Annotated in this window: 26 protein-coding genes; 18 read left to right on the top strand and 8 right to left on the bottom strand. The window is 61.7% G+C overall.

Going from position 1 to position 26665, the window contains the following annotated elements; translation table 11 throughout:
- The first annotated feature begins 419 nt into the window (after positions 1-419).
- The 3 genes from SINAC_RS07435 (at position 420) to SINAC_RS07450 (ending at position 3167) form a co-directional block, all read left to right on the top strand.
- On the top strand, positions 420-731 hold the full coding sequence (locus tag SINAC_RS07435) for a hypothetical protein (RefSeq protein WP_020465738.1): 312 nt from the start codon (positions 420-422) through the stop codon (positions 729-731).
- The gene (locus SINAC_RS07440; RefSeq protein ID WP_020465737.1) at positions 732-959 is read left to right on the top strand and encodes a hypothetical protein; all 228 of its coding nucleotides are present in this window, start codon (positions 732-734) and stop codon (positions 957-959) included.
- 1074 nt (positions 960-2033) lie between these two features.
- Positions 2034-3167, top strand: coding sequence for an ankyrin repeat domain-containing protein (locus SINAC_RS07450; protein WP_237722448.1), 1134 nt, complete (start codon positions 2034-2036; stop codon positions 3165-3167).
- A 216-nt stretch (positions 3168-3383) separates the two neighbouring features.
- On the opposite strand, the gene SINAC_RS07455 is transcribed toward SINAC_RS07450, so the two are convergent.
- Positions 3384-5105, bottom strand: a complete 1722-nt coding sequence (locus SINAC_RS07455) for a M3 family oligoendopeptidase (protein ID WP_015245072.1) — start codon at positions 5103-5105, stop codon at positions 3384-3386.
- A 34-nt stretch (positions 5106-5139) separates the two neighbouring features.
- Positions 5140-5439, bottom strand: a complete 300-nt coding sequence (locus SINAC_RS07460; RefSeq protein ID WP_015245073.1) for a hypothetical protein — start codon at positions 5437-5439, stop codon at positions 5140-5142.
- A 176-nt stretch (positions 5440-5615) separates the two neighbouring features.
- Between SINAC_RS07460 and SINAC_RS07465 the strand changes: the two genes are divergently transcribed.
- The gene (locus tag SINAC_RS07465) at positions 5616-6662 is read left to right on the top strand and encodes a TIM barrel protein (protein WP_015245074.1); all 1047 of its coding nucleotides are present in this window, start codon (positions 5616-5618) and stop codon (positions 6660-6662) included.
- Between the two features lie 96 nt (positions 6663-6758).
- On the opposite strand, the gene SINAC_RS07470 is transcribed toward SINAC_RS07465, so the two are convergent.
- A complete protein-coding gene (locus SINAC_RS07470; RefSeq protein ID WP_015245075.1) occupies positions 6759-8261 on the bottom strand; it encodes a hypothetical protein in 1503 nt (500 codons plus the stop codon).
- 267 nt (positions 8262-8528) lie between these two features.
- Between SINAC_RS07470 and SINAC_RS07475 the strand changes: the two genes are divergently transcribed.
- The 3 genes from SINAC_RS07475 (at position 8529) to SINAC_RS07485 (ending at position 12289) form a co-directional block, all read left to right on the top strand.
- Positions 8529-9596 carry an FAD:protein FMN transferase gene (locus SINAC_RS07475; protein ID WP_015245076.1) on the top strand — a complete coding sequence of 356 codons (1068 nt, stop codon included), beginning with the start codon at positions 8529-8531 and terminating at the stop codon, positions 9594-9596.
- A 113-nt stretch (positions 9597-9709) separates the two neighbouring features.
- The gene (locus SINAC_RS07480) at positions 9710-10618 is read left to right on the top strand and encodes a DoxX family protein (protein ID WP_015245077.1); all 909 of its coding nucleotides are present in this window, start codon (positions 9710-9712) and stop codon (positions 10616-10618) included.
- Positions 10619-10735: 117 nt separating this feature from the next.
- Positions 10736-12289 carry a Gfo/Idh/MocA family protein gene (locus tag SINAC_RS07485; RefSeq protein ID WP_015245078.1) on the top strand — a complete coding sequence of 518 codons (1554 nt, stop codon included), beginning with the start codon at positions 10736-10738 and terminating at the stop codon, positions 12287-12289.
- A gap of 282 nt (positions 12290-12571) precedes the next feature.
- Here SINAC_RS07485 and SINAC_RS07490 read toward each other — a convergent pair whose 3' ends face one another.
- Positions 12572-13576: a 6-bladed beta-propeller gene (locus SINAC_RS07490; RefSeq protein WP_015245079.1), complete on the bottom strand. Its 1005-nt coding sequence runs from the start codon at positions 13574-13576 to the stop codon at positions 12572-12574.
- Positions 13577-14165: 589 nt separating this feature from the next.
- Here SINAC_RS07490 and SINAC_RS07495 point away from each other — a divergent pair.
- From SINAC_RS07495 to SINAC_RS07505, 3 genes are all read left to right on the top strand, one after another.
- Positions 14166-15017 (top strand): MlaE family ABC transporter permease, encoded by an 852-nt coding sequence (locus tag SINAC_RS07495; RefSeq protein ID WP_015245080.1) that lies wholly within the window; start codon positions 14166-14168, stop codon positions 15015-15017.
- 65 nt (positions 15018-15082) lie between these two features.
- Positions 15083-15868 (top strand): ABC transporter ATP-binding protein, encoded by a 786-nt coding sequence (locus SINAC_RS07500; RefSeq protein WP_020465734.1) that lies wholly within the window; start codon positions 15083-15085, stop codon positions 15866-15868.
- Between the two features lie 27 nt (positions 15869-15895).
- A complete protein-coding gene (locus tag SINAC_RS07505; RefSeq protein ID WP_015245082.1) occupies positions 15896-17005 on the top strand; it encodes an MlaD family protein in 1110 nt (369 codons plus the stop codon).
- 9 nt (positions 17006-17014) lie between these two features.
- Here SINAC_RS07505 and SINAC_RS07510 read toward each other — a convergent pair whose 3' ends face one another.
- Positions 17015-17842 (bottom strand): HEAT repeat domain-containing protein, encoded by an 828-nt coding sequence (locus tag SINAC_RS07510; RefSeq protein ID WP_015245083.1) that lies wholly within the window; start codon positions 17840-17842, stop codon positions 17015-17017.
- Between the two features lie 141 nt (positions 17843-17983).
- Between SINAC_RS07510 and SINAC_RS07515 the strand changes: the two genes are divergently transcribed.
- The 5 genes from SINAC_RS07515 to SINAC_RS07535 all read left to right on the top strand — a co-directional run bounded on the left by SINAC_RS07515 (position 17984) and on the right by SINAC_RS07535 (position 22277).
- Positions 17984-18949 (top strand): hypothetical protein, encoded by a 966-nt coding sequence (locus SINAC_RS07515; RefSeq protein WP_015245084.1) that lies wholly within the window; start codon positions 17984-17986, stop codon positions 18947-18949.
- 57 nt (positions 18950-19006) lie between these two features.
- Complete coding sequence (locus tag SINAC_RS07520) at positions 19007-20203, top strand: AI-2E family transporter (RefSeq protein ID WP_015245085.1); 1197 nt, start codon at positions 19007-19009, stop codon at positions 20201-20203.
- 77 nt (positions 20204-20280) lie between these two features.
- Positions 20281-21240, top strand: a complete 960-nt coding sequence (locus tag SINAC_RS07525; protein WP_015245086.1) for an alpha/beta hydrolase family protein — start codon at positions 20281-20283, stop codon at positions 21238-21240.
- Between the two features lie 232 nt (positions 21241-21472).
- On the top strand, positions 21473-21673 hold the full coding sequence (locus SINAC_RS07530; RefSeq protein WP_015245087.1) for a hypothetical protein: 201 nt from the start codon (positions 21473-21475) through the stop codon (positions 21671-21673).
- A 193-nt stretch (positions 21674-21866) separates the two neighbouring features.
- Positions 21867-22277 carry a VOC family protein gene (locus SINAC_RS07535; protein WP_015245088.1) on the top strand — a complete coding sequence of 137 codons (411 nt, stop codon included), beginning with the start codon at positions 21867-21869 and terminating at the stop codon, positions 22275-22277.
- Here the strand turns inward: SINAC_RS07535 and SINAC_RS07540 are convergent.
- Together SINAC_RS07540 and SINAC_RS07545 are read right to left on the bottom strand one after the other, a co-directional pair.
- The gene (locus SINAC_RS07540; protein WP_015245089.1) at positions 22265-22711 is read right to left on the bottom strand and encodes a sulfite exporter TauE/SafE family protein; all 447 of its coding nucleotides are present in this window, start codon (positions 22709-22711) and stop codon (positions 22265-22267) included. The two genes, SINAC_RS07535 and SINAC_RS07540, sit on opposite strands and share 13 nt — an antisense overlap.
- Positions 22708-23433 (bottom strand): RsmE family RNA methyltransferase, encoded by a 726-nt coding sequence (locus tag SINAC_RS07545; RefSeq protein ID WP_015245090.1) that lies wholly within the window; start codon positions 23431-23433, stop codon positions 22708-22710. Before SINAC_RS07545 ends, SINAC_RS07540 begins: the two co-directional genes overlap by 4 nt.
- 108 nt (positions 23434-23541) lie before the next feature.
- Here SINAC_RS07545 and SINAC_RS07550 point away from each other — a divergent pair, with 108 nt between their 5' ends.
- The 3 genes from SINAC_RS07550 to SINAC_RS07560 all read left to right on the top strand — a co-directional run bounded on the left by SINAC_RS07550 (position 23542) and on the right by SINAC_RS07560 (position 25198).
- Positions 23542-24336 (top strand): type II secretory pathway protein ExeA, encoded by a 795-nt coding sequence (locus tag SINAC_RS07550; protein ID WP_015245091.1) that lies wholly within the window; start codon positions 23542-23544, stop codon positions 24334-24336.
- A 125-nt stretch (positions 24337-24461) separates the two neighbouring features.
- On the top strand, positions 24462-25007 hold the full coding sequence (locus tag SINAC_RS07555) for a DUF6677 family protein (protein ID WP_020465731.1): 546 nt from the start codon (positions 24462-24464) through the stop codon (positions 25005-25007).
- Positions 25004-25198 (top strand): hypothetical protein, encoded by a 195-nt coding sequence (locus SINAC_RS07560; RefSeq protein ID WP_015245093.1) that lies wholly within the window; start codon positions 25004-25006, stop codon positions 25196-25198. Before SINAC_RS07555 ends, SINAC_RS07560 begins: the two co-directional genes overlap by 4 nt.
- On the opposite strand, the gene SINAC_RS07565 is transcribed toward SINAC_RS07560, so the two are convergent.
- A complete protein-coding gene (locus SINAC_RS07565; RefSeq protein ID WP_020465730.1) occupies positions 25172-26665 on the bottom strand; it encodes a hypothetical protein in 1494 nt (497 codons plus the stop codon). The genes SINAC_RS07560 and SINAC_RS07565 overlap by 27 nt on opposite strands.

The following is a 26665-nucleotide window of genomic DNA, read 5'->3' on the forward strand; positions in this document are numbered from 1 at the left end:
CGGAACCAAGCCTTTCGAATCGTCGCGGTGATCGGTGGTAGTGATTAAGATGTTTTATGTATTCGTGTAGATGTTCATTGGTTCGAATTTTCTTGGAGAGCAGGTACGGCTCACCTTGGAAACGGCTCGGGAGAGTGGGGCAGGGAGCGACAGTTCCCCGCCTTCTTGAAGAGAGAAGACGAAGATGGTGGGTATGACACGAACAACTCCGTCTTGATCGTCGAGTGCCATCACCAAAGCTGGGACAATAGCCTTAGCCTCAGGACCGATCCGTCCGAGAACTTCCGCGACATCGCCACGTTAAGAATGGCCCTCCGTGGTTCCGTATTTCGATAAAAGTCGGAATCGCGTCCTTGGCGCCCGGGCCAATTTCTCCTAGCTTGGGGCTGGAGAGATTTCGAAATAGACAAGATGTGAGCATGTTGGGTAACACGATGAAGAGCCGTATTATGTACATTGAATACAAGGGGGATGGCCTTGCCGGCCCTGCAAGGATTGGCCGGGTAACCTTCTCCCAGACGGGTGCGACGCTTTACTATGGCGGGAAGTCGTTTCAAAGCCTTAAGGGCGGCTATAAAGCCAATTACTTCGATGTAGAAAGCGGCGAGCGCTATTGGATCTCGGGTCCGCGTCGCGACGGACAAGACGCACTCTACGCCACTCATGTAAAACCGGAAATCGACGAAGATGTTCGGGAGGAATATCTTCGGGATATTCGCGGACTCGCGTGATTGAGCACCTACAGGGGAACCGCCGAGGATCGCCCCGAGACTTCGCCTGACGAGGTCGTAAGAGTTCAGTTCATCGGCGGCGACGGATCGGTCTCGACAGAGAACCAGGGACAATGGGCGTTACGCTCATCATTCTTGTTCATCATCGCCCAGTGGTCAGCGTTCCGGCGGTATCTTGCGATCATGTTCCCCGCCATCGACGTGGCAATCTCCATGTTCTGCAATTAGACGATGTCCGAGGATCGGGAGGACTCTGTCGAGCGAGAGCCGTCCGAAGGCATCGCCCTGGTTACGTCCGTCCGACGAGTCTGGTCAATGGAGAACGCACACGCAAGGGATGCCCGAGGTTTCTCGCAGTGGAACATGACGAGAGCAGCTTCCGTGAACCGAAAAAAAGGGAGCGGGCAATGGAAGTGTCTGCTCCTCACGGCTTCCCTGATCGCCGCGTTTCCGATCTCAAGCCTCTATCGATGGCACAAAGCCTCCGCTCCGTTCGTGGTTCTGGGAGGGCGTGTCCTGACCACCGGCGATGGGATGGGTGCCATTCTTGGCCCATCGGGTGTGATCTCTGTGGACCTGAGTCACACTGCAGTCGGCGACGTAGAACTCGACGGCCTCGTCGAGGACATGAAAGGCCTAAACAATCTCCAAAGCCTTCGTCTCCGGGGCACGAGGGTGACAAATGCTGGGCTGACTCGTCTCCGGTCATTGGGAGACCTGAGAAGCATTGATGTCAGCGCTAGCCGAGTCACGAAGGAGGGTATTCGCCAACTGGGGCGATCTCATCCGAAGTTGGAGGTTTGGTGCGATGCATGCCCCGAAAGTCAGTCCCGTCTGAACAGGTAGTGTGTCATGGTTCAACCTGAAATCGAGAAACCGGGGTTGGGAAATAAGGTGGTGAACTTCTGGTCTGCAGGTGAGGATTTGCCGCTTTCGTGCCGATCCCGAAGGAAAGACAGGTCGGCAGAGTGCTGCCCCTCCTTCGGTCTTGGCCTCTTGGCCGGCGCTCGGGTCGTGTCGCTACGGTTCCGCTCAGGCCTTCTCAATCGTAGCGCGGACGAACCGTTCGAGCAACGATCTCCAGCAATTCAGACAGCGGTCTGAACTCGCGAGTGATCGCTCTGTCAAAACACGGTCGTCCGCGAACGCCCAGTCGGTGGGGAGGAGTGGGCCTTCCCAACGGCGCAGTCGCTTGGGCTGGAGTCGACCCTTTGGAATCGAGGACGGCTGTGGAAACAGTAAATTTCCCCTGTCCCATTTTATGGGTGTCTGCAGCTGCACTAGAGATGAGTGTAAGGAAAAATGAGCACGCACAAAGATTTTCGTTGGCTGGCAGGGGCAGTGAATGATGGAGATCTTGAAGCCGTTCGCGCATATCTTTCTCAAGATCCAGAGATTCTCTACCAAGATGGGAATGGAAGGTATTTCCTGGCTATCGCCGCTACTGAAAACAATGTTTCAATGACCGCTCTCCTCGTGGATCTTGGTGTAGATATCAACGCATCCAAGAACCCGCGGGTCATCGAGGGCCCGATTCTCGAAGCGGCCGGCAATGGTTCAGTGGAGGTTGTTCGGTGGATGATTGATCACGGCGCCGTGATCAATCATCGCGTCGATGATGTCCTTCGTTGCGATGTGCTTAGCAATGCTGTCATGGATGGGCACCTCGAAGTTGTGAAGATGCTTGTGGAAGCGGGTGCGGCGATCAACGCGGTATCGAACGGTTACAGCTCTCTGAGCTTTGCCCTCATGTTCGGTCACAAAGAAATTGAACAGTATCTGCGATCCGTCGGTGCAATCGAGCCTCCCAAAGAAGCTTCAGAGTCCGAGGACGAGCCGTCCGCTCTCTTCGATTACATCAAGGAGCATTTCGGGGAACCTCGGCCGCTCTCCATTGGAGAAGTTCTCCCCAGCGAGAGGATGGTTTTTATTCGCATCGTAGAGGCGCAAGATTGCCTGATTCTCATCACCGATGGAATGTCCAATGAACCGTTAAAGGCTTGCCAGGAGGATGAGACCCCTGAATTTGCAGAAGTGCTTATCTGCTTGCCAACGGACTGGGAAATTACACCCAACTCGTTGAATGACCCTGCGCTCTCCTGGCCCATTATCCTGTTGCGGCAAATTGCGACTTCAACTCGGGACGATATCGAGTTTGCTGATCCCAATACATTTCTCATCGCCAATTCGGAATTCGGTAGTGAAACCACAGAATTTACGGATATTATGGCAAAACGTGAGGAAGGTGTTGGGCGTCTACTTGAACTTCCGGACGGTCGCCTCGTGGGATTCTATGCCCTCTGGCCCCTCTATCCAGAGGAGCGAGACCTTTGCCTGGCATTCGGCTCCAACGCGCTCCAGCGATTGTTTGAGAGGCGTTCTGTTTCCCGGATCCTTAATCCGGGGAGAGAGAATGTCGCAATCAGTCAGTCATAGGTCAATTGTCCTATGAGTCTGGTCCGATCGCCAGAAATCAATGGAGTTGATGGTGCGTCCTGTATTAGAAAAAGGTGGGACAGGGAGCAACAGCTCCCTGTCGTTTTGAAGCGAGAAGACGAAGATGGTGGGTTACGCCAGAGCTGCAGGAAGCATTATGTCAGCATTGCTGGCTTGAAATGGCCTGTGGATTCGATGGAAGTAGGAGGCTTGGATTCAAGGGCCGAGTTGATCCAGTTCCTTGCCGATGGCGTCCATCAAGGGGCGCAGGGTCTTCTCGCTGAAATCGAACCGGATCCCTGCGGCTGCGAACAGTTCGGGCAAGGGGCGGGCTCCTCCGAGGGCCAGGGCGCGTCGGTACGCGGCCACCGCCTCGGCTCGATCGGCCAGGCTTTGTTGCCAGACCTGCAAGGCGCCAAGCTGCGCGATGCCGTACTCGATGTAATAGAACGGATAGAGGAAGATATGCAGTTGGCGGTGCCAGGAGTGGGCCTTGGCCTCCTCGTGGCCCGACCAATCGACGATCCCTCCAAAACGGTCGATGAGCCCGGACCACGCGTCGCGGCGTTCCTCGCGGGTGTGATTCGGATGGTGGTAGACCCAGTGCTGGAAGGCGTCGACCGTGGCGATCCAGGGGAGGATCAAGACGATCCCTTCGAGGAGTTGACGGTACGAACGGTTGGCGTCGTCGGTCGAGTAGAACAGCTCGAGGTTTCGGGCGCCGAGCAGCTCCATGGACATTGAGGCCACTTCGCAGAACTCGATCGGGCTCTCGCGGTAGGCTGAGAGCGTTTCGCCACGGCTGGCCAGGGCGTGGAACGCGTGTCCCCCTTCATGCAAGAGCGTCCGAACGTCACCATCGAGGCCGACCGCGTTCATGAAGATGAACGGGAGCCGGTCGTCTTCCAGCGTCGTTTGATAGCCCCCTGGCGCTTTCCCCTTGCGGTTGGCCAGGTCGAGCAGGCCGTTCGCGCGGAGGAAGGCGAACTGCTGGCCGAGGTCGGGATCCACGCCCGTGAAGATCGCTTCGGAGCCTTCGGCCAGGCGATCGATCTCGCTGAACGGGCGGAGCGGAGCGCGGCCGAGGGGGTCGACCGCGACGTCCCAGGGGCGAAGGGAATCGATCCCGAGCGACTGCTTCCGCTCTTCCTGGATCCGCCGGGCCAAGGGGACGACCACGCGTTCGATGGCCGATTGGAACTCGACGGCCTCGTTGACCCCGTAGTCAAACCGCTCGCGGAGTCGGTAGACATAGTCGACGTAGTTCGGGAAGCCGGCCTCCTGGGCGACCTCGACGCGAAGCTTCACCATCTGGTCGAACAGGTCGTCGAGCGTTTCGCGGTCGGCCAGTCGGCGATTGGCGACGAGTTCCCAGGCGGTCTGCCGGGTCGACCGGTCGTTCTCTTCGAGGAACGGGGCCATTTGCGAGGGCGTTCGTTCTTCGCCCTGGAAATTGACCGTCATGGCGCCGACGATCTTCTGATACTGCTGGTCCAGCTCCGACAGTTCCGTTTCCCGGGGAATGTTCGCTTCGCGGTAGAGCGCCCGACGGTTCTCCTGGGCGCGGTCGAACACGTGGTAGCGCGCGTTCGGCAAGGCTGAGCGATAGGGCGAGTCGAGGTACTTGGTCCGGATCTCATTGTGGAGCGGCTTGAGGCGTGGCTCGATGTCGCGCACGAATTCGAGGTAGGCCGCCTCGCGCTCGGGATCGTCGGTCTGGCAGGTCATTGCCACGTACCGTTTGGTCCCGACTTGGCCCACCGCCGCGTTGAGCTCGCCGACGGCGAACAGCCATTGCTCCAGATCGTCCGACGACGCGATCGGTTGGTCGAGGAGCCGCCGGTACCAGGGTTCGATCTTCTCCCAGGTGGTCAGCTCGGCATCAGCCGGAAGCCAGCGCCGAGGAAACGATTCAGGGACGTAGGCAGTCGAACCCATGGAAAACCCCGCAACAATCGAAAGAAACGCACGTTCAAGCCACGACGGCCTGAACGATCCAGGCACCGATGAACAGCCACCCCGTCATGATTGCCGTGGAAACCGCGAGCACGACGGTGGTGGCGACAACCGCCTCGGCATGGGCACTGAGCCCCTTGGCCTCGCCGAGTGAGCCGAGCGTCTGGAAGAGCGCTATGATCGCGGTCGTGCCGACCACGGCCTCACCCAGGCCCGTGATGAAAACAACGATCGCCACCATGCCGACGGCGTCTTGGGCGACCGTCAAGACCAGTGCGATCAGGACGATCGCAAGAGTGAGATGCCAGAGCCGCATGAAGTTCCCGCTCCTCTCGGCCGGCCATCATTCGCCAAAAAAAATTGATCGCGCAAAAGACGCGAAGGCTCGCTAAGTTAGGGCCAAAGTTTCGCCGAGGGTCTGCAAAGGACCAGGGGAAACGAATCGATCCTGATCTCTCGGTACTTGCCCTGATTCTAGGAGTATTGACGCTCATGGCCAACGGTGCCTCGCCCACCAACTACCGGTTTTCTTTCGGCCCCTGGAACATTAGCACTGGCGCCGACCCCTTTGGCCCCCCTGCCCGGAAAGAAATCGACTTCGCCCGCAAGATCAGAGCGTACAAAGAACTCGGCTTCGATGCCGTACAAATGCACGACGATGACATCGTTTCGGCCGACCTCGACTGGCCTGCCACGCTCAAAGGGGTGGCCCAGGTCAAGTCGATGCTCGACGGCGAGGGCCTGTTCGTCGAGATCGTCGCCCCCCGGCTCTGGGAAGATCCCCGAACGGTCGACGGCGGATTCACATCCAACAGCGCGAGCGACCGCAAGTACGCCCTCGATCGGGCCAAGCGAACCGTCGATATCGCCCGCGAAGTCGGCTGCCGCAACTACGTGCTCTGGCTTGCTCGCGAAGGAACCTACATCCGCGAGGCCAAGGACGCCAAGACCGCGGTCGGGCGGATCGTCGAAGCCTGGAACACCATCCTCGAGCATGACCCGGACATCCGCGTGATGGGCGAGGCCAAGCCCAACGAGCCGATGGATCAGGCCTATCTGCCCACCGTCGGCCACATGATCGGGATCGCCTACAAGACGGTCGACCCGAGCCGCTCCGGTGTTCTGATCGAGAGCGCTCACTCCATTCTCGCGGGCCTGGATCCGGCCGACGACATGGCGTACGCACTCTATCACGACAAGCTCTGGAGCGTCCACCTGAACGATCAGAACGGCCTCAAGTACGATCAGGACAAGGTCTTCGGTTCCGTCGACCTGCGCCGGGCGTTCGACCAGGTGCTGACCCTCGAGACCAACGGGTATGGCCGCAACGGCGAATGCGTGGGCCTCGACGTGAAGGCGATGCGCACCACCACCGTCGAAGACTCGATGCAGCATCTCAGCAACTCGAGGACGATGTTCCTGCGCCTGCTCGAGATCGTTCGCGAACTCGACCTGAAGCAGGTCGAGGTACTCCGAGAGGCGCGGCAGTACGAGCAGCTCGAGATGCTGATTCTCAACGCGTTGACCGGAAGGAAATGAGCGGCCGCTAACCCGCCCTGGGTGCTAGTCGCGAAGCCGAGCTCACCCTTGTGGCCTGGCCGTCGGGAATCCCCCGACGGCCAGGCCATTTGAGAATCAACCGGGCGGGTCGCCAAGGACCCTGCTTCCTTCTTCGTCGCGGTTCGAGACGCGGAGTCGGGGCTCATCGTCCTTTCGGCCGAAGAGGACCGAGACGCTGTCGCGGTGAAGGGTCTGCCATTGAGGGTCGTTCGCGAGCCGTTTGGCCAGGCCGCGGTCGGGTTTGACCCAGACCAGGTGGAACCGCTCTTGCTGGCAGAGGCCGTCCCAGTCGGGTCCTCCTTGGAGGGCGTCGAAGTAGTTGAGAAGGGCTTTTTTGCCGAACAACTCGAACCGATCGTCCACGAAGGCGCGGCGGATGGGGCGGCATTCGGCCTCGATCATGCCTCCCCAGTCTTGCTCGTGGAACAGACGCGACTCAACCGGCTGTTGATTGAGGACCGCGACCCCGTCGAGCGGCCACGTTTTTGGGTCGAAGCCTCCGAACCCGATCCCGCACCAGAGAGCGAGGCCCATCCCGGCCGCTGTGGCCAGCGGCCAGAGGGTCCAGCGGACCCGGCCTTGTCCGAACTCGCGCGCGGCGAGCGGCAGGCCCTCCAGGAGCTTCGATAAGCCCGGCGCGATGACCAGGGCAAAGAGAGGGGCATGGCGGACCGACCCCAGCGCAAAATGGAGCCAGACCAAACCGTGCGCCAGGTCGTAGCGGTCCAACCGCCTTGTGGAGAAGGTCGGCAAGGCAATCAGGGCGAGGATAACCCATTCGATCAGGCGGAACTCGGGCCGGCCAAACGGAATCGGCTGGTACTCCGCGATCAGTTGCGTGACACCGCTCGATCCGAGCAAATGGAACACGTGCTGGTAAAGGCCGATCCCGTACGGATTGATCAGCGGGGCCAGCAAGCAAAGCACAAAGGCCGCTGCGAATTTCCAAAGATTGCGTTTTCTTGATGCGTCCCAGGGACCTGAGATTGCGTGCCCGAAGGTGGCGGTGAGGACGATGAGGGGGCCGGCAAGAAACCCACCGTGAAGATTGGCCCAGGGCACCATCAAGAATGGCACGAGCAGAACGGCCTTATCGCTTCGCTCGTGCTGGCGTTGGCAGAGCCGGAGAACCCAAAAAACGAAGAGCAAGGTGAAGAGGTGCGGGCGGATCAAGAAGTGGATCGAGCCGATCCCAGCCGCCAGAATCGTGACCACCGTCGCGATCAGGGGGGGGATTCCATCACGCATGAGCCCGCGTGCGAGACTCCCGTAGAGGGTTGCTAGGGCGAGGGCGGTGGCCGCGATCGCCGCCGACCATCCCCAACGGTCCACGAACGCGGCCAGGGCCAGGTCGAACGCCCAAGACTGGTCGACCCAGGGGGTGAGTTCCCTGGTGTAAGTAAGGGTGTCGAACCGAGGAACGTCCCCCGTCCGCAGAATTTCGCGGCCGAGTCGGACGTGCCAGAACGTCCCCGGGTCATTCAAGAGGCTGGTCCGGCAACCGACCGTGACCATGACCAAGACGATGCCAAAGACCAGGTCCGGCATTCCCGGAGCCAACCGGCGGATCCACGTCATCGTCCACGCTTTCTGAAATCCGATTCGCAAAACGCCTTGGGCGCGGGGCAGTCACTCCTCAAAAGGAACCATAGGACACGCCTCGTTTCCCGTCGTACGGTCGGAGGGAACGGGCGGCATCCCCCTTTTCGCCGGAACATGATCGGTTATACTGAGTAAAGGCTCGCCCCCCGCAACGGCCGACGGTCGTCTTTTCCCCGTGGCCGCAGCCGTTCTCAGATGAGTTCGCCTCCCCTTTTGCCCTTTTTTTGGTTGCCGAGGTGTTCTGTGAGGCACCCGCGTCCCCGCGTCAACCGCCGCGACTTGTTGCGCCTTCGGCGGTTCAACGACGCTACGCCTGTCTCGAACCCTGTCTCGAGCGATCGCCCGAGCTCCGGCGACCTGATCAAGGCGACTCGACCGGCGATGGGCTCCTATTTCGAGGTGCGGATCGCGGCCAATACCCCGGGCGGGGCGGACCTGGTGGGTCGGGTGCTCGACCGGATCGACGAGCTCGAGACCCAGTTGACGGTCTACCGCGACGATTCGGAGGTCAGTCGCCTGAATGCGGCGGCCCATCGCGGCCCGATTGAGGTTGAGCCAGGCCTCTTCCGTCTGCTCGAACTCGCCCTGGAACTGGGCAGGGCGACGGGCGGGGCCTACGACGTGACGACGGGGGCGCTCTCCGAGGCCTGGGGGTTCTTCAAAGGTCCTCGGCGGGTTCCCAGTCCTCAGGATTTGGCCGACGCCCGGGAGCGGACCGGTCAGCATCACTTGTCGCTCGACCCTGAACGCCGCACGGTGACGTTCGACCGCGCTGGTGTGGCGATCAATCTTGGGAGCATCGGCAAGGGCTACGCGATCGACGCTGCCGCCGAGGTCGTCAAGGGCTACTGGTGGCCGACCTCGGCCTTGATCCACGGGGGACGATCGAGCCTCTACGCTCTCGGCTCTCCGCCCGGTCAATTCGGGGGCCGTTGGGAGATCGCCGTACGCAACCCATTTCAGCCCGAGACTCCGCTCGGAATCCTCCGGCTGCGGAACCGAGGGATGGGAACGTCGGGCACCGACTTTCAGCGGTTCGAGTCCGACGGTCGGATCTACGGCCATATCCTCGACCCAAGGACCGGCGAACCTGCGTTTGGCCCGGCCAGCGTCACCGTCCTGGCCCCTACGGCGGCCGAGGCCGACGCCCTCTCTACCGCCTTCTACTTGCTTGGCCCTGCGGCTGCGGCGTCTTACGTGACCGCCCATCCGGAGATCGGCGCGATTTTCGTGAATGAAGGAGACGCCGATGGCTCGCCGTCGATCGTCACCTTCGGCCTGACCGATGATGATTTCTTACGGGACCCCTGAGACAAGGGGACCGAAAGTCTCTTTCCTGGTTCGCTCGTTGATTTGAGCAAAGGAGGACTCCCCTGGCTGCCTCGCGACGTTTTTATCCCGGATTTCTTGGGGCGCTCTTCCTCGTGCTCTTGAGGATTGCAATCGGCTGGCATTTCCTCTACGAAGGGCTGGAGAAAGTCGAGACCACGCGGAAAGCCGGGAAGTCCTTCACGGCCGAACCCTACCTGCGGTTCTCGACCGGGCCGCTTGCGCCCACCTTCCGTGGGCTCATCCCTGATGTGAACAGTATTCACAAACTCAACCCCGATGATCGCAAGGCAAGCTGGAAGGCCGATGTCGACCAGATCGCCAAGCATTATCACTTCGACCAGGCGCAGAACGACAAGGCTCAGCTCCTCTTGAAAGAGAGCGAAGACTACGCCGACATCTGGTTCGAGGATCATGAAACGAAAGAGAATCGACGGAAGTACTTCGTCGAGCTGGGAAAAGTCCAGAAGATCGAACAAAACCCCAACGCTCTCTCGTATGAGCGGGAGCGGGCCGCCGCCAAGCGGAAAGATCTCGACGTCGATCGCAGGGCGCTAATCGCCGATCTGGATGCACGAGGCGAGACCTTGCGTGATGCCGTCGCTCAGTTGGCGACTCCCGAGGTACGCGAGGCCGCCGGCCCTTACGTACCACCGCGAACCACGATCGATTGGGTCAACCTGTCGACGATGTGGGGCCTGGTCATCATGGGCGGCTGCCTGATTCTCGGGCTGTTCACCCCGCTGGCGTCCCTGGCCGGTGCCGTCTTCCTCGGACAGATCTACTTGAGTATGCCCCCCTGGCCCGGCTTGCCGCCGAATCCGATGGCCGAGGGGCACTACTTCATTGTGAATAAGAACCTGATCGAGATGCTCGCGTGCCTTGCCCTGGCTTGCCTTCCGACCGGCTCCTGGATCGGGCTCGACGCCCTGCTCTTCGGCGCCCGCCGTCGCCGCCGTGAGCTGGCTCGTGAACTTGCCGAATCCGAGTCGGCACGTGCGTGAGCCCGGACAGGCTCATTTGTCTTGATCGCAAGGCCACGGATACCGGGCCGATTCCGAATTGACCCTGAGCGGTTTGAACCATCCCAGGACTTCCTGACCCGAGAGGGATTCATCAAAATGGGCAGCTTGACCCCCGAGCAGCGTACCCTGGGCCGCGAGAATGCGAACCGCGTGCTCGGCGTTTCCCGCCGCGACATGCTCAAGGCGGCCGCCGCGACACCGGCCCTTGGCGCCTTCTACTTCGGCTACGAGAAGCTGGACCGGCCCCCGGTCCGCGCCGCGATCATCGGCACGGGCAACGAAGGTTGCGGAGCGATGATCCACGATCATAACCGCGACTACCTGAACTACATCGGCTTCTGCGACATCAGGCCGTCCAACCAGGCTCGGGCCATCAAAGAGTTCTCTGCGCACAAGCAGTACACCACCGACGACGTCAAGAAGCTCAAGAAGTACGCCGACCACAAGGAGATGCTCGCGGATCCGGACGTCGAGGTGGTCGTGATCGCCTTGCCGCTCTGGCTCCACGCGCCGATCGCCATTGAGGCGATGAAAGCGGGCAAGCATGTCTTCTGCGAAAAGTTGATGGCGCATAACGTCCGTGAATGCAAAGAGATGTGCCGGGTCGCTCGCGAGACGAACAAGCTGCTGGCCATCGGTCACCAGCGGCATTACTCGGTGCTCTACGACAACGCCAACTACCTCGTCCAGAACGACCTCCTCGGTGACATCCGGCACATCCGCGCCCTCTGGCACCGGAACAACGCACGCCCAGCGCCGATGCTCAAGGACGGTAAACCGGTCTATGACCCCGAGACCGGCCTGCCGGTCCCGCTCCGGGACGAGGACGGGAGCATCGTCTATCTCGACGGCTGGAAGCCCAAGATCGACGACCTCGACAAGAAAATCGATTTCAAAAAGTACGGCTATGACAGTCTCGACCAACTGGTCCGCTGGAGGCTCTACAACAAGACCGGCGCCGGCTTGATGGCCGAACTCGGCAGCCACCAGCTCGACGCCTGCTCGATCTTCCTGGGCAAGAAGCACCCGATGGCCGTAACGGGCATCGGCGGCACTTACCTCTACACCGATGGCCGTGAAGTGGACGACCACGTTTTCGTCACCTTCGAGTTCCCCGGCAAGGCGAAGAACGACCACGTCGTCGTGACCTACTCCTCGATCAACACCAACTCGTTCGAGAAGTACGGCGAGACGATCATGGGTTCTCGTGGGACCATGATCATCGAAGAGGAAAAGGAAATCCTGCTCTACAAGGAAGCAGGCGCTTCCGCGATCTCGCGCTTGACCAGCATCGCGCTGGAGAAGGCCGGCAAGAAGCCGCTGGTCGAAGCCAGCCCGAGTACGTCAGGCCCGTCCGCGGCCACCGCCCTGGGGGGCCTGGCCACCGCTGACCCGTCGCGCGGTTACCGCGAGGAGCTCGAGCACTTCGCCTACTGCATTCGCCACGGCAACGAGTCGAACTACCACGAAGACAAGGATCACCAGCCTCGCTGCCGAGGTGAAGTGGCCCTCGCCGACGCGGTCATCGCCTTGACCAGCAACCTGGCGATGAAGCAGAAGCGGCGGATTGAGTTCGACGAGCGTTGGTTCGACTACAAGTCGGACGAGGTTCCCGAAGGGTCGGATCACGCAATCGCCAAGCGATCCTGAGTATTGCTCGATTGACCAGGAAGCTTCGCCAACGCCCCCATCCTTGGCCCCCGCGGGTCAAGGATGGGGGCGTTTTTTTCTTTTGAATAAAGGCTCGGCCGGAATACATCACGCAGGATGAGATCCCGCCCATCGTTCATCGGCGGCCAGTGCGGCACTCCCGGGTCGTGTGATTTCGACAATTGGCGGGAGTAGAAACGGGGCACGTAGGAACTGTCGAGGCTCAAGGGCCGAATCTGGTTCTGGACCTGAATTCGGCCCCTGTGAATCAAGTGTCATCGACTACTTGACGCGCACCAACTTCATGATGCGGCCTGCAACGTTCCAATCCTGGACGTACAGGTTGCCGTCCTTGTCCCAGGACGAGCCGTGCGTGCCGCTGAAGATTCCCTCGATCCAGTCCGCTTGCGGCACATTGTAATTCACTCGCTTTGCGGGGTCCGCGTTATGGCCGAGAACCGCGATGATCGTGTTGCTTTTGTCGAGGATGACCAGGCGCCCATGCAAGTCCGGCACGGAGACGTAGTCTCCCTGGACTGCGGCCGATGTCGGCATTCCCAGGCCGGTCACGACCTCGGCGATGAACTCTCCATTGAGGTCATAGTGCAGCAGACGGCCTTTGGGCTCGTGGTTGCGGTCGCAGATCAGCAGGCGGGGCGGGTTGTAGCGTGTGTCGAGCGTCATCCCGTGGGCGGTGTTGAATTCCTTGAGTCCGTTTCCCTTGGTTCCGAAATGCATCAGGTATTTGCCGGTCTTGTCGAACTTGAAGATGTGGTCGCTCGCGTAGCCATCGGACAGGAAAATATCGCCATTTGGGGCGACCGTGATCGCCGTGGGATTGAATTTCGTCAGCTTGAGACCCGATTCCTCGGGGAACGGTAGCTTCAGGGCGATGTCGCCGGTCCGGGCGTTGAACTTGATCCCTTCGGCGTTGGCGTTGCGGGCGCCGTAGATGAACTCACCGTCCGCTTCCTCGCGGATCTTGATGTCGTGCATGTCGGAATATTTATCGCCGAGGAAGCTGCGTAGTACCTTGCCTTCGGGTGAGAAGACGAAGACACCGGCATGGGCGCTCGTGTAGATGTTGCCGTCCTTATCGACGGCAACGCCGCCGTGGGTTGGCCCGATCACGGATTTTCCGTCCGGGCCGAGGCCCCAGCCCGGCACCGTGTCGAAGGTCATCTGACCGCAGCCCATCCGTACGGGCTCAGGTGTGTCCGCCGCAAAAACCGGCAGCGCGAGCCCGAAGACAAGGGCGAAAGCGACGAAGGCCGAGCGGTTCCTCAAGATCGGAGCTCCTGATTGCGTTGATGTTGTTACTGTTGCGGTGATGACTTCCTGCCCCCACCGGCCGAGACGACTGGGGTTTTCCGGACCGACCGCACGTTGGTCTAAGCCGAGGGGTGGTGGCACGGAGAGACTACCAGTCCCAACCGCCGAGATAAAGGTTCCAGCGATGTAAGCCTTCCCCGGAATTCAGCGATCGGCCCTGGCAAGGGTGGCAACTGATTTCCAACGCGTCTCGATCACCGTCGCATGCCGCAAGAATGAGGCTCCAACGGACAGTCTGGAACCGCCTTGTCGCAGGCCTGCGAAACGAATTCGGTACAAAAAGGATCTACACCCGTTAGACAAAGTGAGACGCCGCAAACCGCGTCACTCCCCGGGCTTGCCTCGACAGGGCCGGCGCTGGGCAACCAGGACGAGATCAAGGCATGCTTCGCCCGCCAGTCGGTCTTGCCAATAATCGAGCAAATGCCGAGAATAGCCAAAACGCCCAGGGAAGGGAGTTTCGCGGCCGACTAGACGCGCTCGCCTTTCATCCGTCTCGAGTCTTGAATACTCGCGAAATGGTTTCAGAAGGAGCGTCCACAGGATGGCCGTCGCCTCGCCGCCCGCCTCAAATCCGGCGTTTCACGCGACGCCCGTCCATCGCGTGGGCGAGCAGATTTTCGACATGGTCGCCGATATCGGCGACGTCGGACTCTTCTCGGCGCTCACCATTTCCTGGCTCTTTCGTCGACGGCCCAAGTGGTCAACCCTGGTCCCGAGCTTTTACGCGATCGGCGTCTCGAGCGTCCCGGTCGTTGCAATCACGGGAACGTTCATCGGTATGGTCCTCGCGGTCCAGGCTCACAGCCAGTTCGCGATGATGGGACTGGCCACCCGGCTCGGCTCGGTGATCAATATCTCGCTGGTGAAAGAACTGGGGCCGGTGCTGGCGGCGACGATGCTCGCGGGCCGGGTTGGGTCGGCGATGTCGGCCGAGCTCGGGACGATGCGTGTGACCGAGCAGATCGATGCCCTCTCGGCGCTCGGTACCAACCCGATCAACTACTTGGTGGTCCCCCGCTTTCTCGCCTGTTTTCTACTGATTCCGCTGCTGACGCTCATGGCCGACTTCATGGGAGTCATCGGTGGTGCGGTGATCAGCACCCAACTCCTCGCGGTCGACTCCTTCGCCTACTGGCAGCACTCGCGCGAATATGTCGGTGGGATGGACCTGTTTGCGGGCGTCTTCAAAAGCTTTTTCTTCGGCGCAGCGATTGCGTTGATCAGTTGCCATCGGGGGTTCCATTCCCGAGCGGGCGCGGAAGGTGTCGGACGCGCTGCGACCGAGGCCTTCGTTTACTCATTCATCGCGATCTTGTTTCTCGATTTGACGATTGGGATCGCCTGGAACGCCGTGTACCGGTCTATCTGGCCGCAAGCGGGGGGGCTGATATGAGTGGGGGCGGGTCTGAGCATCCGCCACAGCCGCAGGGCGGGGGCGGGTCCAAGGCAATCATTGAGATGCTCGGCCTGACCATGCGATTCCGTCAGCAGGCGGTTTTGCGCGATATCACCTTGCGTGTTCACGCGGGCCAGACGCTCTGCGTGATCGGCGAGAGCGGATGCGGCAAGACGGTCTTGCTCAAGCTCATGATCGGTCTGTTGCGTCCCACGCGAGGCATCGTCAAGTTCGATGGCCGTGACCTGGCCACGCTCGACGAGCATGAGCTGACCATGACGCGGCTTCGGTTCGGCTTCCTTTTTCAAATGGCCGCCCTCTTCGACAGCCTGACGATCTATGACAACGTGGCCTTTGGGCCCCGTGAGCACAACCTTTACGACGAAGAGACCTTGAGTCGGATCGTCGCCGACCGGTTGCAGGAAGTCGGGTTACCGAGCGGTCTCGAACACAAGAAGCCGGCCGAGCTTTCCGGGGGTCAGAGAAAGCGGGTGGGCATGGCCCGAGCGCTTGCCCTCGACCCTGAAGTCATGCTCTACGACGAGCCGACCACCGGCCTCGATCCAATCATGAGCGACGTGATCAATGAACTGATTCTCCAGACGGCGGTGACCAAGAAGGCGACCGGGATCGTGGTGACCCACGACATGAAGACCGTCCTCAAGGTGGCCGACCGGGTCGTGATGCTCTATCCGTTGGCTCGGCTCCCCGCCGGAGAGTCGCAGATTCTTTATGATGGCCCCCCCGATGCTTTGGAAGACCACCCCGATGCGCGCGTTCGGCAGTTTGTCCGGGGCGAGGCAGGCGAACGCCTCCGAGAAATGGCCCAGAACCGAGGCAACAGCTAGCCGTTTGCTTCCCGAGAGAGGATGTTCATGAACGAACGGGTCATGCAGTTCCGGATCGGGATGTTCGTCATCGTGGCGGGGTTGGTCCTGACCATGCTGATCGTCTGGTTCGGCGAGTCTCCCCAACTGTTCCGCGATCATGGCTACGTCGTCGTGCACTACTCCGAGGCACCGGGAGTGGCCGAGGGGATCCCGGTCCGCAAGAGCGGGATCCGCGTGGGCGTCGTCACCTCGATCGTCTTCGACGACCGGCCGAACAAGCCGGACGGGGTGCTCGTCACCCTCTCGCTGGAGAGGAAATACAGGATCAAGTCAGGGACGGTTCCGCACCTGTCCCGTTCCTTGATCGGCGACGTGACGATCGACCTGTTACCGGGGACTGGTCCTGGCTTGCTGGCCATGTCCAAGACCCCCGTCGGAGCGCCTGTGATTGAGGGGGCCATCGCCCCCGATCCGTCCAAGGCGCTGGCTGCTGCCACCAAGGCGTTCGAAAAGGCGGGGTCCACTTTGCAGGCGATCGACCTGGCCGCCAACGGCATTGCCAAGATGACGAAAAGCGCGGAACAGATCGGCGAATTCATCGATATCTGGACGCAGACGGGGCGCCGAGTGGCTTCGGCGGCAGACGGGATCGACCGGTTCATCCTCGCAAACGAGAAGGAATTCCAACCGGCCGTCGCGAACCTCCGGGAGGTCTCGCAGAAGGTGAACGAGACGCTCGACCCGGCCACTCAGGCGGCTCTGAAGACAGGGATCGACCGGTTCTCGTCGGGCTTCGCCCGGTTCGACGCGGGGATGGCCAGCGCCTCGCCGCTCTTCAAGGACCTTGGGGCCCCTGCCAATACCATGCCCTCGACGGAGTTCGGGGTGACGCTCCGCCGTCTCAATTTGATCGCGAGCGACCTCAGCTTGTTGACCAGGGCACTCAACGATGGGCGGGGTCGGCTCAATCCGGACGGGAGCATTCAGAAGCTCTTGCTCGAGAGTGAGCTTCACGACAACATGAACAAGATGTCGATCACGGCCAACGAGATTTTTGGAGCTCTCCGTCCGATCGTGGCGTCGTTCCGCGTCTTTGCCGAGAAGGTGGCCCGCGACCCATCGTCAATGACTCGCGGGGTTCTGCAACGGCAATGATCGACCCGCTCAGCGATCCAGAAGCGACGACGGAATCCGGATGAACCGGGGCAGGTTGCGCCGACGACTCGGGGCTTGCGCCACTTTCTTGGTCTCGACGGGTCGCCCTGGTTTCGCGGTCGACCTGGCGGCCGACGGGCCGGGAGGGTCGAGCGGCAACGGTTCGAGCGACATGTCGCCCGAATCGGCCGGCGGAATGGGGGAAGCTTCGACCGGCGCGAGGGGCAACGACTCCACGGGTGAGTCCGGCGGCAGGGGTGCCAGAGAAGTGGATGACTCCACGCTCGACTCGAACGCCGGTTCTCCCAAAGTCTTGCCGGGGATGAGCGGGAGCCCTGGAGCAAACGTTTCGCCGACGATGGAAGTCGGGAGGACGATCGCGTCGGATGTGCCCGGCTCGCAGACTTCACAGGTCCCTTCGCAGCGGCCCCGGAGTGCCTTCAAGCCCTTCCGGGCCCAGCGTCTTGTCGCATAGTGACGGTCATTTTCTGCGGCCTGGCTGAGTGCGGCGTGGGCTACCGGGAGGCAAGGAGCCATCTTCGCCAACGACTCGGCAGCCTCTTCGCGGACCTCTTCTTCCGGGTCGTTTAACAGGGTGAACGCCAGGGCGCCGACCACTTCGGGGTGGCATCGCCAATCGAAATCACGAAGATCATTGGCCGCGTCGTCGCGATCCCGCCATCGCGGGGAGGTCTGAAGCCGCGAAATGGTCGCGAGAACCACCCCATTTTTCTCGCCGCAGCTTTCGCAAGCCCCGACCTTTGCCCCATGATGGCCGTGACCGCCGAGCGCGGACTGGCAAAAAATCAAGGCGGTTCCAATGGTCGCCGTTAACATGGTGCCCCGTCCCTTCCTGTCGCCAATCGTGACCCTACATATTGAGTGTACGAGATCCTTTCGAAGGGGGACGAGAAATTTAGCTATTTTCTCACCGTCACCCAATTTTACATTGGAGCACGTCGTTTGAGCTCAAGGAGCATGGGGATTCGAATCCTCTTGGCGACCGGGGGCCTGGCCCTAATCGTTGCGCCTCGGTGGGCCCCTGTCTGCGTTGGTCTTGCGCTGGCGACGGCGGTCGTCCCTTGGCTGGCGGCCTGGCGAGGCGCTCGAGGGACGGAGCTTCGGCCGGCCGTGGCCTGGGCCGGCCTCGCCCTGTTGATCGGCCTGATCTCGCAGGGGTTGGCCGGCTTGGAGCCGCTCAACTCGGGTCGGCCGATGGCGGGTCATCTCGTCTACCTCACCGTGCTCGCTTCGTTTGCGGCGCTGATTTCGGTCCTGAATGCGCGTCGGCCCGGCGGTGGTGCCTGGGCGATCTTGATGGCGCTGCTCGTTCTCGTTTTTCTGATCCCATGGCTCGAGGGTCCGGGGTGGGCCCGGAAGGCACAGGGCTTGAGCCGTTTGCGGCTCGACGCCCCCTGGAGTCTGTTCTACGTGCTCGTCGTGATTGCGGGTGTGACCAACTACCTGCCGACCCGCTATGGGCGGGCGGCGGCCTGGCTCGGGCTCGGGTTCGTCTGTGAGTATTTCGCGCTCACGCGAAGCGAATGGAAGTTGAATCAAGGGGCAAGACTCTGGTCCGTCGTTCCGTGGAGCCTGGCGGTTGCGGCCTGGACGGCGTTCTGGAGCCAGGATCGAGCCGGCCGGCCTCGCGCTGGACTCGATGCAACCTGGCTCTGGTTCCGCGATCACTGGGGAGTGGTCTGGGCGCTTCGACTCCAGGAGCGATTCAACAGGACGGCCGAATCGCTCGGCTGGCCGTTGCGTTTGGCCTGGGATGGGATTGTTCCGGCGATTGGGTCGACTGACGAAGCAATCCAGGGGGTGGTGCCAGCCGCCGACACGACCCTGAAGGGGTTGCTCCGCCGGTTTGCCGACCTGGAGCGGATCGAGGCGGCGCGAGGGAGCGTCGCTTCCGACTCTTGCCAAGCTCGCGACGGCGAGTGATGATAGATCCAGCGTGAAGGATGAGCAAAGTGCGTGGTCGGTCGAGGAGGTAAAGGAGTGGATCGAGTCACCAAACTGACCAGCCCCTCCCTGGTGGTTCTGGCCACTCTTGGTGTGATTGCCGCACTCTACCTGCTCAAGGCGATCCTCATTCCGATCGCGCTGGCGCTCGTCTTGGCGTGCATGCTCCATCCGGTCACGACCTTGCTCCGACGCGTACTCCCCTTGAGTCCGACGGGAGCGGCGGTTGTCCTCTTCTTATTGACCGTGCTTTGTGGACTCTATGTCGCGAGCCTGACGGCGGAGAGCCTGGTTCAGGCAGCTAACACGCTTCCGGCGGACATCGAACGGCTCTCAGGGCGAATCAGTCATCGCATCAATGACATGATTCGCGACCATCCTTCCATGCGGGGGATCTTGCCCGAGCCGGGGACGATCGACCTCCTCGGCGACGCGAACCGAGCGATGGTGATCGACTCCTTGAGCATCGGGTTGGCTGACTTGTCGATCCGGGTGGCCCAGGGGTTCTTCATCCTGATTCTCGTCCTGTTCCTGCTCGCCGAGAGCGACATGCTGACGACGAAGGTGATCCGCTTCTTCGCGGCTAGTCCCGGCGATGCGAATGCGGCGGCCCGGATCCTCGGCCGCTTGACCCGGCAGATCCGCAACTATCTGGTGGCTCGGACGATCATCAACCTTGGGCTCGGGATCGTCTTGGCCCTGTCGCTCTGGGTTTTGAACGTAAAGTTTCCCTTTGCGCTCGGCCTGTTCGCGGGCTTGATGAACTTCATCCCTTACGTTGGCCAGATGATTGGGGGAGGTCTGCCGACCTTGATCACGCTGGGGCAGTCGGGCTCGATCGGCGACGCCCTGATCGTGGCGGCGGTCTATCTCGCGGCGGTTGGGATCGAGGGGTACGTCGTGACGCCGTTCGTTATGGGCCGATCGCTCGACATGAACGGGACCACGGTGCTTATCGCCTGCCTCTTCTGGGGCTTCCTCTGGGGCCTCGTCGGGCTCATCCTTGCCATGCCGATCGCCGTCACCATGAAACTGGTCTTCCAGACGGTTCCCGAGCTGAACCGATGGGCCGAGCTCATGAGTCTCGATTGGAAGTCGCCTGTCGCGGAGGACTCGGCCATGGGCCTTTCGCAGGATCCTCTCCCTGACTCTCCCGGGCCCCCGGGCGCATCCACCATGGTGTCGGAGGGCATCAGGCCGAGCAGCGCCTCCGCTCCGGCCGGCCGCCATTGATTTGCGGAAGGTCAAGCGAGCCTGCACGGCAGATGGATTTCACTCGATCCCTTTTCTTTGCGGGAACTGGACCTCGGATGAACGGACTATTGCTGATCCTAACGATCACTCTGGGCGGGGTGGAACTGGAGCGTGGTGAAGCAAGCTTTCAGCCGACGATGGCGGAAGCCGACGTTCCCGAACTCTTCCGTCTGTCCGCGGCCCGGTTCCCTTACGAATGCGAAACGATCCGGACCGAGCCGTTGTTTTCGGTTTCCGCCGTTCGGTTCCCGTCGCCGATCACGACTCCTGACCCGGAGAACAATACGGTCCACGCCGAGTATTTCCGTCCGGTGGGGCCGGGGCGACGCCCGGCGGTGGTCGTCTTGCATATTCTCGGCGCTGATTTCGCCCTCTCCCGCTACCTGGCGGCCCGGCTCGCCCAGCGCGGGGTGGCCGCGCTGTTCGTCAAGCTCCCCTACTACGGAGAGCGGCGGCCGGCGGGAAGTGATAAGAAGTTCCTCTCCGCTGACATGGACCGGTCCTTGCTGTCGATGCGGCAAGGGGTCTGCGACGTCCGACGGGCGGCGGCCTGGTTGGCGGGTCGAGCCGAGGTCGATCCCAAGCAGTTGGGCGTGACCGGGATCAGCCTGGGGGGAATCGTCGCCTCGTTGGCTGCGGCGAATGATCCCACGATCAATCAGGCGGCCTTGCTCCTGGCGGGGGGCGACCTGGCGCGGATCCTCTGGGAGATGCCCGAGGCGGCCAAGTATCGCGAACTCTGGCTGAAATCAGGGCGAACCCAGGCCGATTTCAAGACGCTGACCACTCCGTTCGATCCTCTGACCTATGCCCATCGGCTGATCGGCAAGCGCCTTTTCATGATGGCCGGAAATGTCGATGAGGTGATCCCACCGGCGTCAGCCAAGGCACTTTGGGAGGGCGCAGGTCGACCGCCCATCCATTGGTTTGACTGCGGCCACTACTCTGCGGCTGGATACCTCCTTCCCGCCATCCGCGAGACCGTGGATTTCTTCGCGGTCGCCGAGGCACATTAAACGGCCGAGTCCCTCGCTTCTCCTCATTTGGGTCTGGCGTTTGCATCGTTTGGATCTTTGGAATTGTCGATGCCTTTGTCCTGTGGTTCGAGTCCTCGACAAGCAAGCAAGGCCGTCGGGGAGATGGGCCAACGCGACCTCCTGAGGCACGATCCTCTGGAGACGTCCGCCCTAAATGAGGGACAGCAGGGCACTATGGATCGGGCCATCCATTCCACGGGGGAGCCGAGCGATGACGACGAAGATCGAAGCGACCAACGCGAGTAATCGGGTCAAGTTGCCGGCCGGTCAGCGGCTTCAGTGTCGGAAATGCGGTTCGGAGATCGAGATTATCAATCCCTGCACCTGCTCGATGAGCGTTCAGTCCTTCACCTGCTGTGGCGAAGCGATGACACCGACATCGACGGGAAACGTGCATTTGGGAGAGGAGTAGTTTTCCTTGTGAGGGACTTGAGATGGAGCGAACGCTCGCTTCGTTTTCGAACGAGACAGTGCGGAGTATGAGCGTTCTGGGCGTTTAAGCGGTGGGACCCACCTGATTCACCCCACGTGCGCCGTTGCGGGAAAAGGTCCTTCGGGGTATTCTCCGGCAGGTGAACTTCCTGGCAGGCGAGAGGGGGATGCGGATGGCGGGGCAAGTTACTAGCGTCTTCATGTATGTGGAGGACGTGCTCAAGTCGCTTGAATTTTACAATGAAGTCGTCGGTGCCGAGGTTGCGCAGATCCATGCCGAGGAAGAAGGCGCCCCGATCAGCCTGGCGATCTTGCGGATTGGCGACTTTAGCCTGATGCTTCATCCGCGCGAGGCGCACGCCGCCGAATTCGCCGATACCAGGCCGGGCGTCGGCATTCATCTGCAGTTGCGTGTTGATGATATCGATGCCTTCTATCAGCATTGCCTCGACGAGGGGGCGATGCTCAGCGTTTCGAGCGAACCCACCGACCAATCGTGGGGCTGGCGTGAATTTGCCTTGAAAGACCCCGATGGCTACGTCTGGTCGATCTATCAAGACAAATCGGGCGGTCAGTGGACCTGATCCCGGAACGGATCCGTCGCAGGGTTCAAAGGGGGCATCTTGAGCGGCCTGCTCGACTCTGAGGAGGCCGAAAAGAGGAAGTAGACTCCCACGATCAGGAGGAAGACCGCGTAGCCTCGTTTCACGGTGGCGACCGGGATCGACAGGGTGATTCTGGCGCCGAGATAGCCGCCGAGGAGAAATCCGACGGCGATCCAGGCACCCTGGACGGGTCGGACATGACCGGTCTTCCAGTACTCGACGACCCCGAGCAGGCCCGCCGGCCAGATCAGGGCGAAGAGCGGCGTGCCGATTGCGGTTTTCGGAGAGTCGTGAAAGAACAGGATCAGGGCGGGGACGATGATCAGTCCTCCGCCGATCCCGAACATACCGCCGAGGACCCCGGCCCCGAGACCCAGCAGCAGACCTGCGGCGGCCACGACGAGTCCGCTCATTCGTCCCCCCCCTCATACTGAGCGAGGACCGACGTCGCGCCGACGAGCCCGGCCGTCTCGATCCGCAGGATGGTTGGACCCAGGCCCACGATCGACCATCCGCTTGCCTGCGCCTCGTCCACTTCCACGTCGCTGAATCCCCCTTCGGGGCCGACCGCGAGAGTCACCGACGCGCCTTGGCCATTCCGGCTGCGCGGCCATCGCCCGCGTGGGCTTCCGTTTGGGTGGGCCATGAGGCGGACGTCATCCTCGACACTTTTGAGAAGCGTGGACCAAGGGGTGGGCCGTTCCACTTCCATCAGTCGATTCCGACCACATTGCTTGGAGGCTTCGACGACCCGTCGGCGGAGCCGTTCGAGCTTGGCGTCGCGCGGGTCGACGACCGATCGCTCGGTAATGATCGGGACGAGCCTGGTTACGCCAAGCTCCGTCGCTTTTTCGATCAACCAGTCGAATCGCTCGCCCTTGGGAACGGCGGTCGCCAGGGTCAGCCGGCAGGGCAGAGGTCGGTCGGCCAACGCGGTTCCGACGGCGGTCAGCTCGACCCGATCGCGCCCCACGGCCGTGACCTCAGCGCAGGTGGCATACCCGCGACCGTCGAACAGCTCGACCTGATCCCTCAGGCCGAGCCGGCGCACCCGGAGGAGGTGGCGTGCCTCGTCCCCTTCGAGGGTAAAATGGCCTGAGACGGGGGGATCGGGGCAGTAGAAGCGGTCGGCCATCGCCTCCCCCTTATTTGTGGTTCAAGCCAAAGGAAAAGGCCGATTTTACCGATCGTAGGAAGGGAACGCGATGCCGATGCCCGCGCTTGTTGAGGAGGCCCCTGTCCCGTGTGGAAGCGTTACTGGAAACTCTCACGCGACCCGTTCGATGCGCGGTCCTCGCCGTTCGTCCCGCTCGAGGCGCACCAAGAGGCGGTCGCTCGGCTGGTCGAGACAATCGAGTCGGGACGAAAGCTGGCCATCCTCCAAGAGAAAGAGGGAATGGGCAAGTCGCGGGTTCTCGCCCAGGCGCTTGGCGAGATCCGGAGTCCCTGGCGGCGAGTCGTGAGAGTCTCGAGTCCAGTGGATGGCGCGTCGCTGTTCGCCGAACTCGCCGAGTCGCTCGGTTCCCGGGTTCCGGCCGGCGCCAGCCGAGGGGTGGCCTGGAAGCGGCTGGGTGAGGCGCTCCGGCTCTGTCGTTGGCAACGGTTGCAAGTCATTTTGGCAATTGATGATTGCCAGGACCTGGTGGAGCCCGCCGATCGCCTCGATCTCGACCGGCTCGTGCATGCCGACTCCCATCCGGCGGCACGCCTCACCGTGATTCAGGTTTTCCGCCACTCGGACGACGATGAGCGAATGGTGGATCCTTGGGCTCTGTCGATTCTCCTCCCTTCCTTGATGCGGGCCGAGTGCGAACGCTATGTGACGACCAAGCTCGCCGCGGCAGGACGTGACGAGCCTGTATTCACCCCCCGGGCGATCCACCGGCTCCACGCGTTGACCGAAGGAGTGCCCCGCAGCCTCGACCGACTCGCGTCGCTTGCCTTGATGGCGGGTGCGATGCGTGGACTCGAGATCATCCCCCCCGAGGTCGTCGAAGGTGTCTCCGGCGAATGCCGCCGCTCGGCATTCTGCGGCTGAGCCGGCCGGGTCGGACTGGAAGGGGACTCCCCGGCCATGTTAAGATTAAACGAGTACGTCGGGCACCTCGCCGTCGGGGCGATGGATCGTGCGGTGGACCTGGGACCGGGATGCTCTCACAACCCATGCCTATCACTCCAGTCCCTCTCCGTAACCGTTACCTTGCCGCGTTCCTGGCATGGCTTGTGCCTGGATCCGGGCACCTCTACCAAGGGCGAACCGCCAAGGGCATTCTTTATGCCCTCTGTATCCTGAGTCTTTATTTTCTCGGGTTCGCCCTGGGAGACGGGAAAATCGTCTACTGGCGGTGGGTGAACCCGATGCAGAACCCGGACAAGTTCTGCCTCCACTACGTCGGGCAGTTCTTTGTCGGTCTTCCCGCCCTGCCCGCCTTGGTGCAGAGCACGTTGGAATACTACGGCCTGCCGACAATCCTGGGCGGCTTCATGGCAGTACCGTCGTCAAACGTCATCAACGGCCTTCAGGGGTACGGGAAGCTCATCGAAGTCGGAACGATCTACACGACCGTGGCCGGCCTCCTGAACGTCTTGGCCATTTACGACGCCTTCGATGGTCCTGCCTACGCCGACCTTGATGAGGAAGCGGAACTGGCCCTTGCGGCCCCTTCCGAGGTCAAGCTGGAAGGCCTCAAAGCGGAGGGCTCAGCATGATCTTCTTCGGAATGATTCATCTCTACTGGTTTGTGCTTCCGCTGGTGATCGCCATCAGCCTGGTCTACTCTGCGTCCCGGCATGAAAACTGGCGATTGATCTGGCTCCACGCCGGCCGGCTCAGCTCCTGGATCCTCGGCATCCTGGTGATCACGACGACCGTCTTACTCCTGATCAACACCCAGGTTTGATCCTGGTCGTGGGTCCGCCGGCCCCTTCAACGTGGGGGGCCGACGGGTCAGCCGACTCGCCCCGAGGATCGCGAGGATCTGGGCGACCACGAGTGGCGCGAACTGAAGCCCTTGCCAACGCTCAGGAAGCTGGGCCAGCCGGCCGGGCATCAGCAGGCCCACCAGATTCCTTGCAAATCGCCCGCTCACCCACCAAGGGGGGAGATCCGCCCCACTCCAGAGCGGGAGGACGACGTCGAGCAAGGGATCGGCGATGAATTGAGGGACGTGCGCTCCGATTCCTTGAAAGAGCAGCATCAAGACGCCCCCCGCCAACGCCAGCCCCACCGCGATCCAGGTTGTCAGCACACCGCCGGCTGCTAGCGTGGCAGCGACCGGGAGCATGGCAAAGGGGAAGAGCGGGACGAGGAGTCGAGGCCCCGTCGACCATCCCCCGGTCCATTCCGGGTAGCTCAGGTTGACGAGGAAGATCGCGAGGGCGGTGGCGGCCGAGACGACGGCCATTCCCCACTCCCGGCGATTGGCGAGTACGATCCAACCGGGGATTGCGAAAATCAGGATCGGGGCATAAAAGAAGAGGCCGCGATAGCCCCCCCAAAGCAACGGGATGACGTGCGCCCCTGCGAACCCGCGCAGGCCGAGCGGGTTCTCTGCGGAATGGACCTTCTGAAACGCATCCGTGGCGTGGTGGAAGTAGCCCATGTCCCAAGGAGAACCGAAGGCGAGGACGTTGTAGCCAAGCAACAAGAGCGTCGGCAGGCTCGCCCCGACCGCAAATTCGCCGAGCCTGGCTGGTTTGCGTTTGCGGGCCAGCACCAGGGCGAGCAGGTAAAACCCGAGGATCGCCGAGACTGGCCCAACCTGGAGTTCGATAACCGCGGCATAGGCCGCCAGGACCCCCGCGAAGAAGGCACGGAGCGCGGGCCGCCCTTGTCCTTCACGCCAGAGCAGCGCGAACGAGGCGAGCAAGGCGAACGCGGTGGCCTGGTGCCCATGGCTCATCGTGGCGTAGGCGTAGGCAGGGGTCGCCAAGCCGTAACTCAGGCCCACCAACAACGACCGTCGCGGGCCGCAGCCAAGGTCACGGGCCAGGATCGTCAGGAGGACGCCGCTCAAGGCGGAGAAGAGCCCCGACGTTCCGAGGGTTGTCCAGTAGTCGGCCGGCCAATAGGCCAGGCCCGCGACATTCCTCGGGTGCGGGGGAAGGCCGAGCCCCGTTTTGGCCAGCGCGTACGGCAGGGTCGCCAGCAGCGAGTAACCGGGGAGCTTGTCGGAATAGTAGCGTCCGTGGAACTTGGCGATGTCCCCCGTCTGTTGATCCAGGCCGTCCAGGAGGACGGTTCCTCGATCGACAATTGAGTAGGTCAACATCAAGCGGCTGGCACTATTCCAGTCGCGGGCGTGCCAGAAAAAGGCATAGCTTCCCAGCAGGATGACGAAGACCCAGGCTTCGGGGCGACGGAGCAT

It is taken from the genome of Singulisphaera acidiphila DSM 18658, from assembly GCF_000242455.2.
Lineage (GTDB): Bacteria > Planctomycetota > Planctomycetia > Isosphaerales > Isosphaeraceae > Singulisphaera > Singulisphaera acidiphila.

Bases quoted from the DNA above. Each gene is read 5' to 3' on its own strand.
- SINAC_RS07450 (WP_237722448.1), top strand. From the start codon at position 2,034: ATGAGCACGCACAAAGATTTTCGTTGGCTGGCAGGGGCAGTGAATGAT.
- SINAC_RS07565 (WP_020465730.1), bottom strand. From the start codon at position 26,665: ATGCTCCGTCGCCCCGAAGCCTGGGTCTTCGTCATCCTGCTGGGAAGC.
- SINAC_RS07555 (WP_020465731.1), top strand. From the start codon at position 24,462: ATGCCTATCACTCCAGTCCCTCTCCGTAACCGTTACCTTGCCGCGTTC.
- SINAC_RS07525 (WP_015245086.1), top strand. From the start codon at position 20,281: ATGAACGGACTATTGCTGATCCTAACGATCACTCTGGGCGGGGTGGAA.
- SINAC_RS07435 (WP_020465738.1), top strand. From the start codon at position 420: ATGTTGGGTAACACGATGAAGAGCCGTATTATGTACATTGAATACAAG.
- SINAC_RS07530 (WP_015245087.1), top strand. From the start codon at position 21,473: ATGACGACGAAGATCGAAGCGACCAACGCGAGTAATCGGGTCAAGTTG.
- SINAC_RS07455 (WP_015245072.1), bottom strand. From the start codon at position 5,105: ATGGGTTCGACTGCCTACGTCCCTGAATCGTTTCCTCGGCGCTGGCTT.
- SINAC_RS07460 (WP_015245073.1), bottom strand. From the start codon at position 5,439: ATGCGGCTCTGGCATCTCACTCTTGCGATCGTCCTGATCGCACTGGTC.
- SINAC_RS07465 (WP_015245074.1), top strand. From the start codon at position 5,616: ATGGCCAACGGTGCCTCGCCCACCAACTACCGGTTTTCTTTCGGCCCC.
- SINAC_RS07470 (WP_015245075.1), bottom strand. From the start codon at position 8,261: ATGACGTGGATCCGCCGGTTGGCTCCGGGAATGCCGGACCTGGTCTTT.
- SINAC_RS07515 (WP_015245084.1), top strand. From the start codon at position 17,984: ATGGGGATTCGAATCCTCTTGGCGACCGGGGGCCTGGCCCTAATCGTT.
- SINAC_RS07500 (WP_020465734.1), top strand. From the start codon at position 15,083: ATGCTCGGCCTGACCATGCGATTCCGTCAGCAGGCGGTTTTGCGCGAT.
- SINAC_RS07535 (WP_015245088.1), top strand. From the start codon at position 21,867: ATGGCGGGGCAAGTTACTAGCGTCTTCATGTATGTGGAGGACGTGCTC.
- SINAC_RS07495 (WP_015245080.1), top strand. From the start codon at position 14,166: ATGGCCGTCGCCTCGCCGCCCGCCTCAAATCCGGCGTTTCACGCGACG.
- SINAC_RS07540 (WP_015245089.1), bottom strand. From the start codon at position 22,711: ATGAGCGGACTCGTCGTGGCCGCCGCAGGTCTGCTGCTGGGTCTCGGG.
- SINAC_RS07505 (WP_015245082.1), top strand. From the start codon at position 15,896: ATGAACGAACGGGTCATGCAGTTCCGGATCGGGATGTTCGTCATCGTG.
- SINAC_RS07485 (WP_015245078.1), top strand. From the start codon at position 10,736: ATGGGCAGCTTGACCCCCGAGCAGCGTACCCTGGGCCGCGAGAATGCG.
- SINAC_RS07510 (WP_015245083.1), bottom strand. From the start codon at position 17,842: ATGTTAACGGCGACCATTGGAACCGCCTTGATTTTTTGCCAGTCCGCG.
- SINAC_RS07545 (WP_015245090.1), bottom strand. From the start codon at position 23,433: ATGGCCGACCGCTTCTACTGCCCCGATCCCCCCGTCTCAGGCCATTTT.
- SINAC_RS07560 (WP_015245093.1), top strand. From the start codon at position 25,004: ATGATCTTCTTCGGAATGATTCATCTCTACTGGTTTGTGCTTCCGCTG.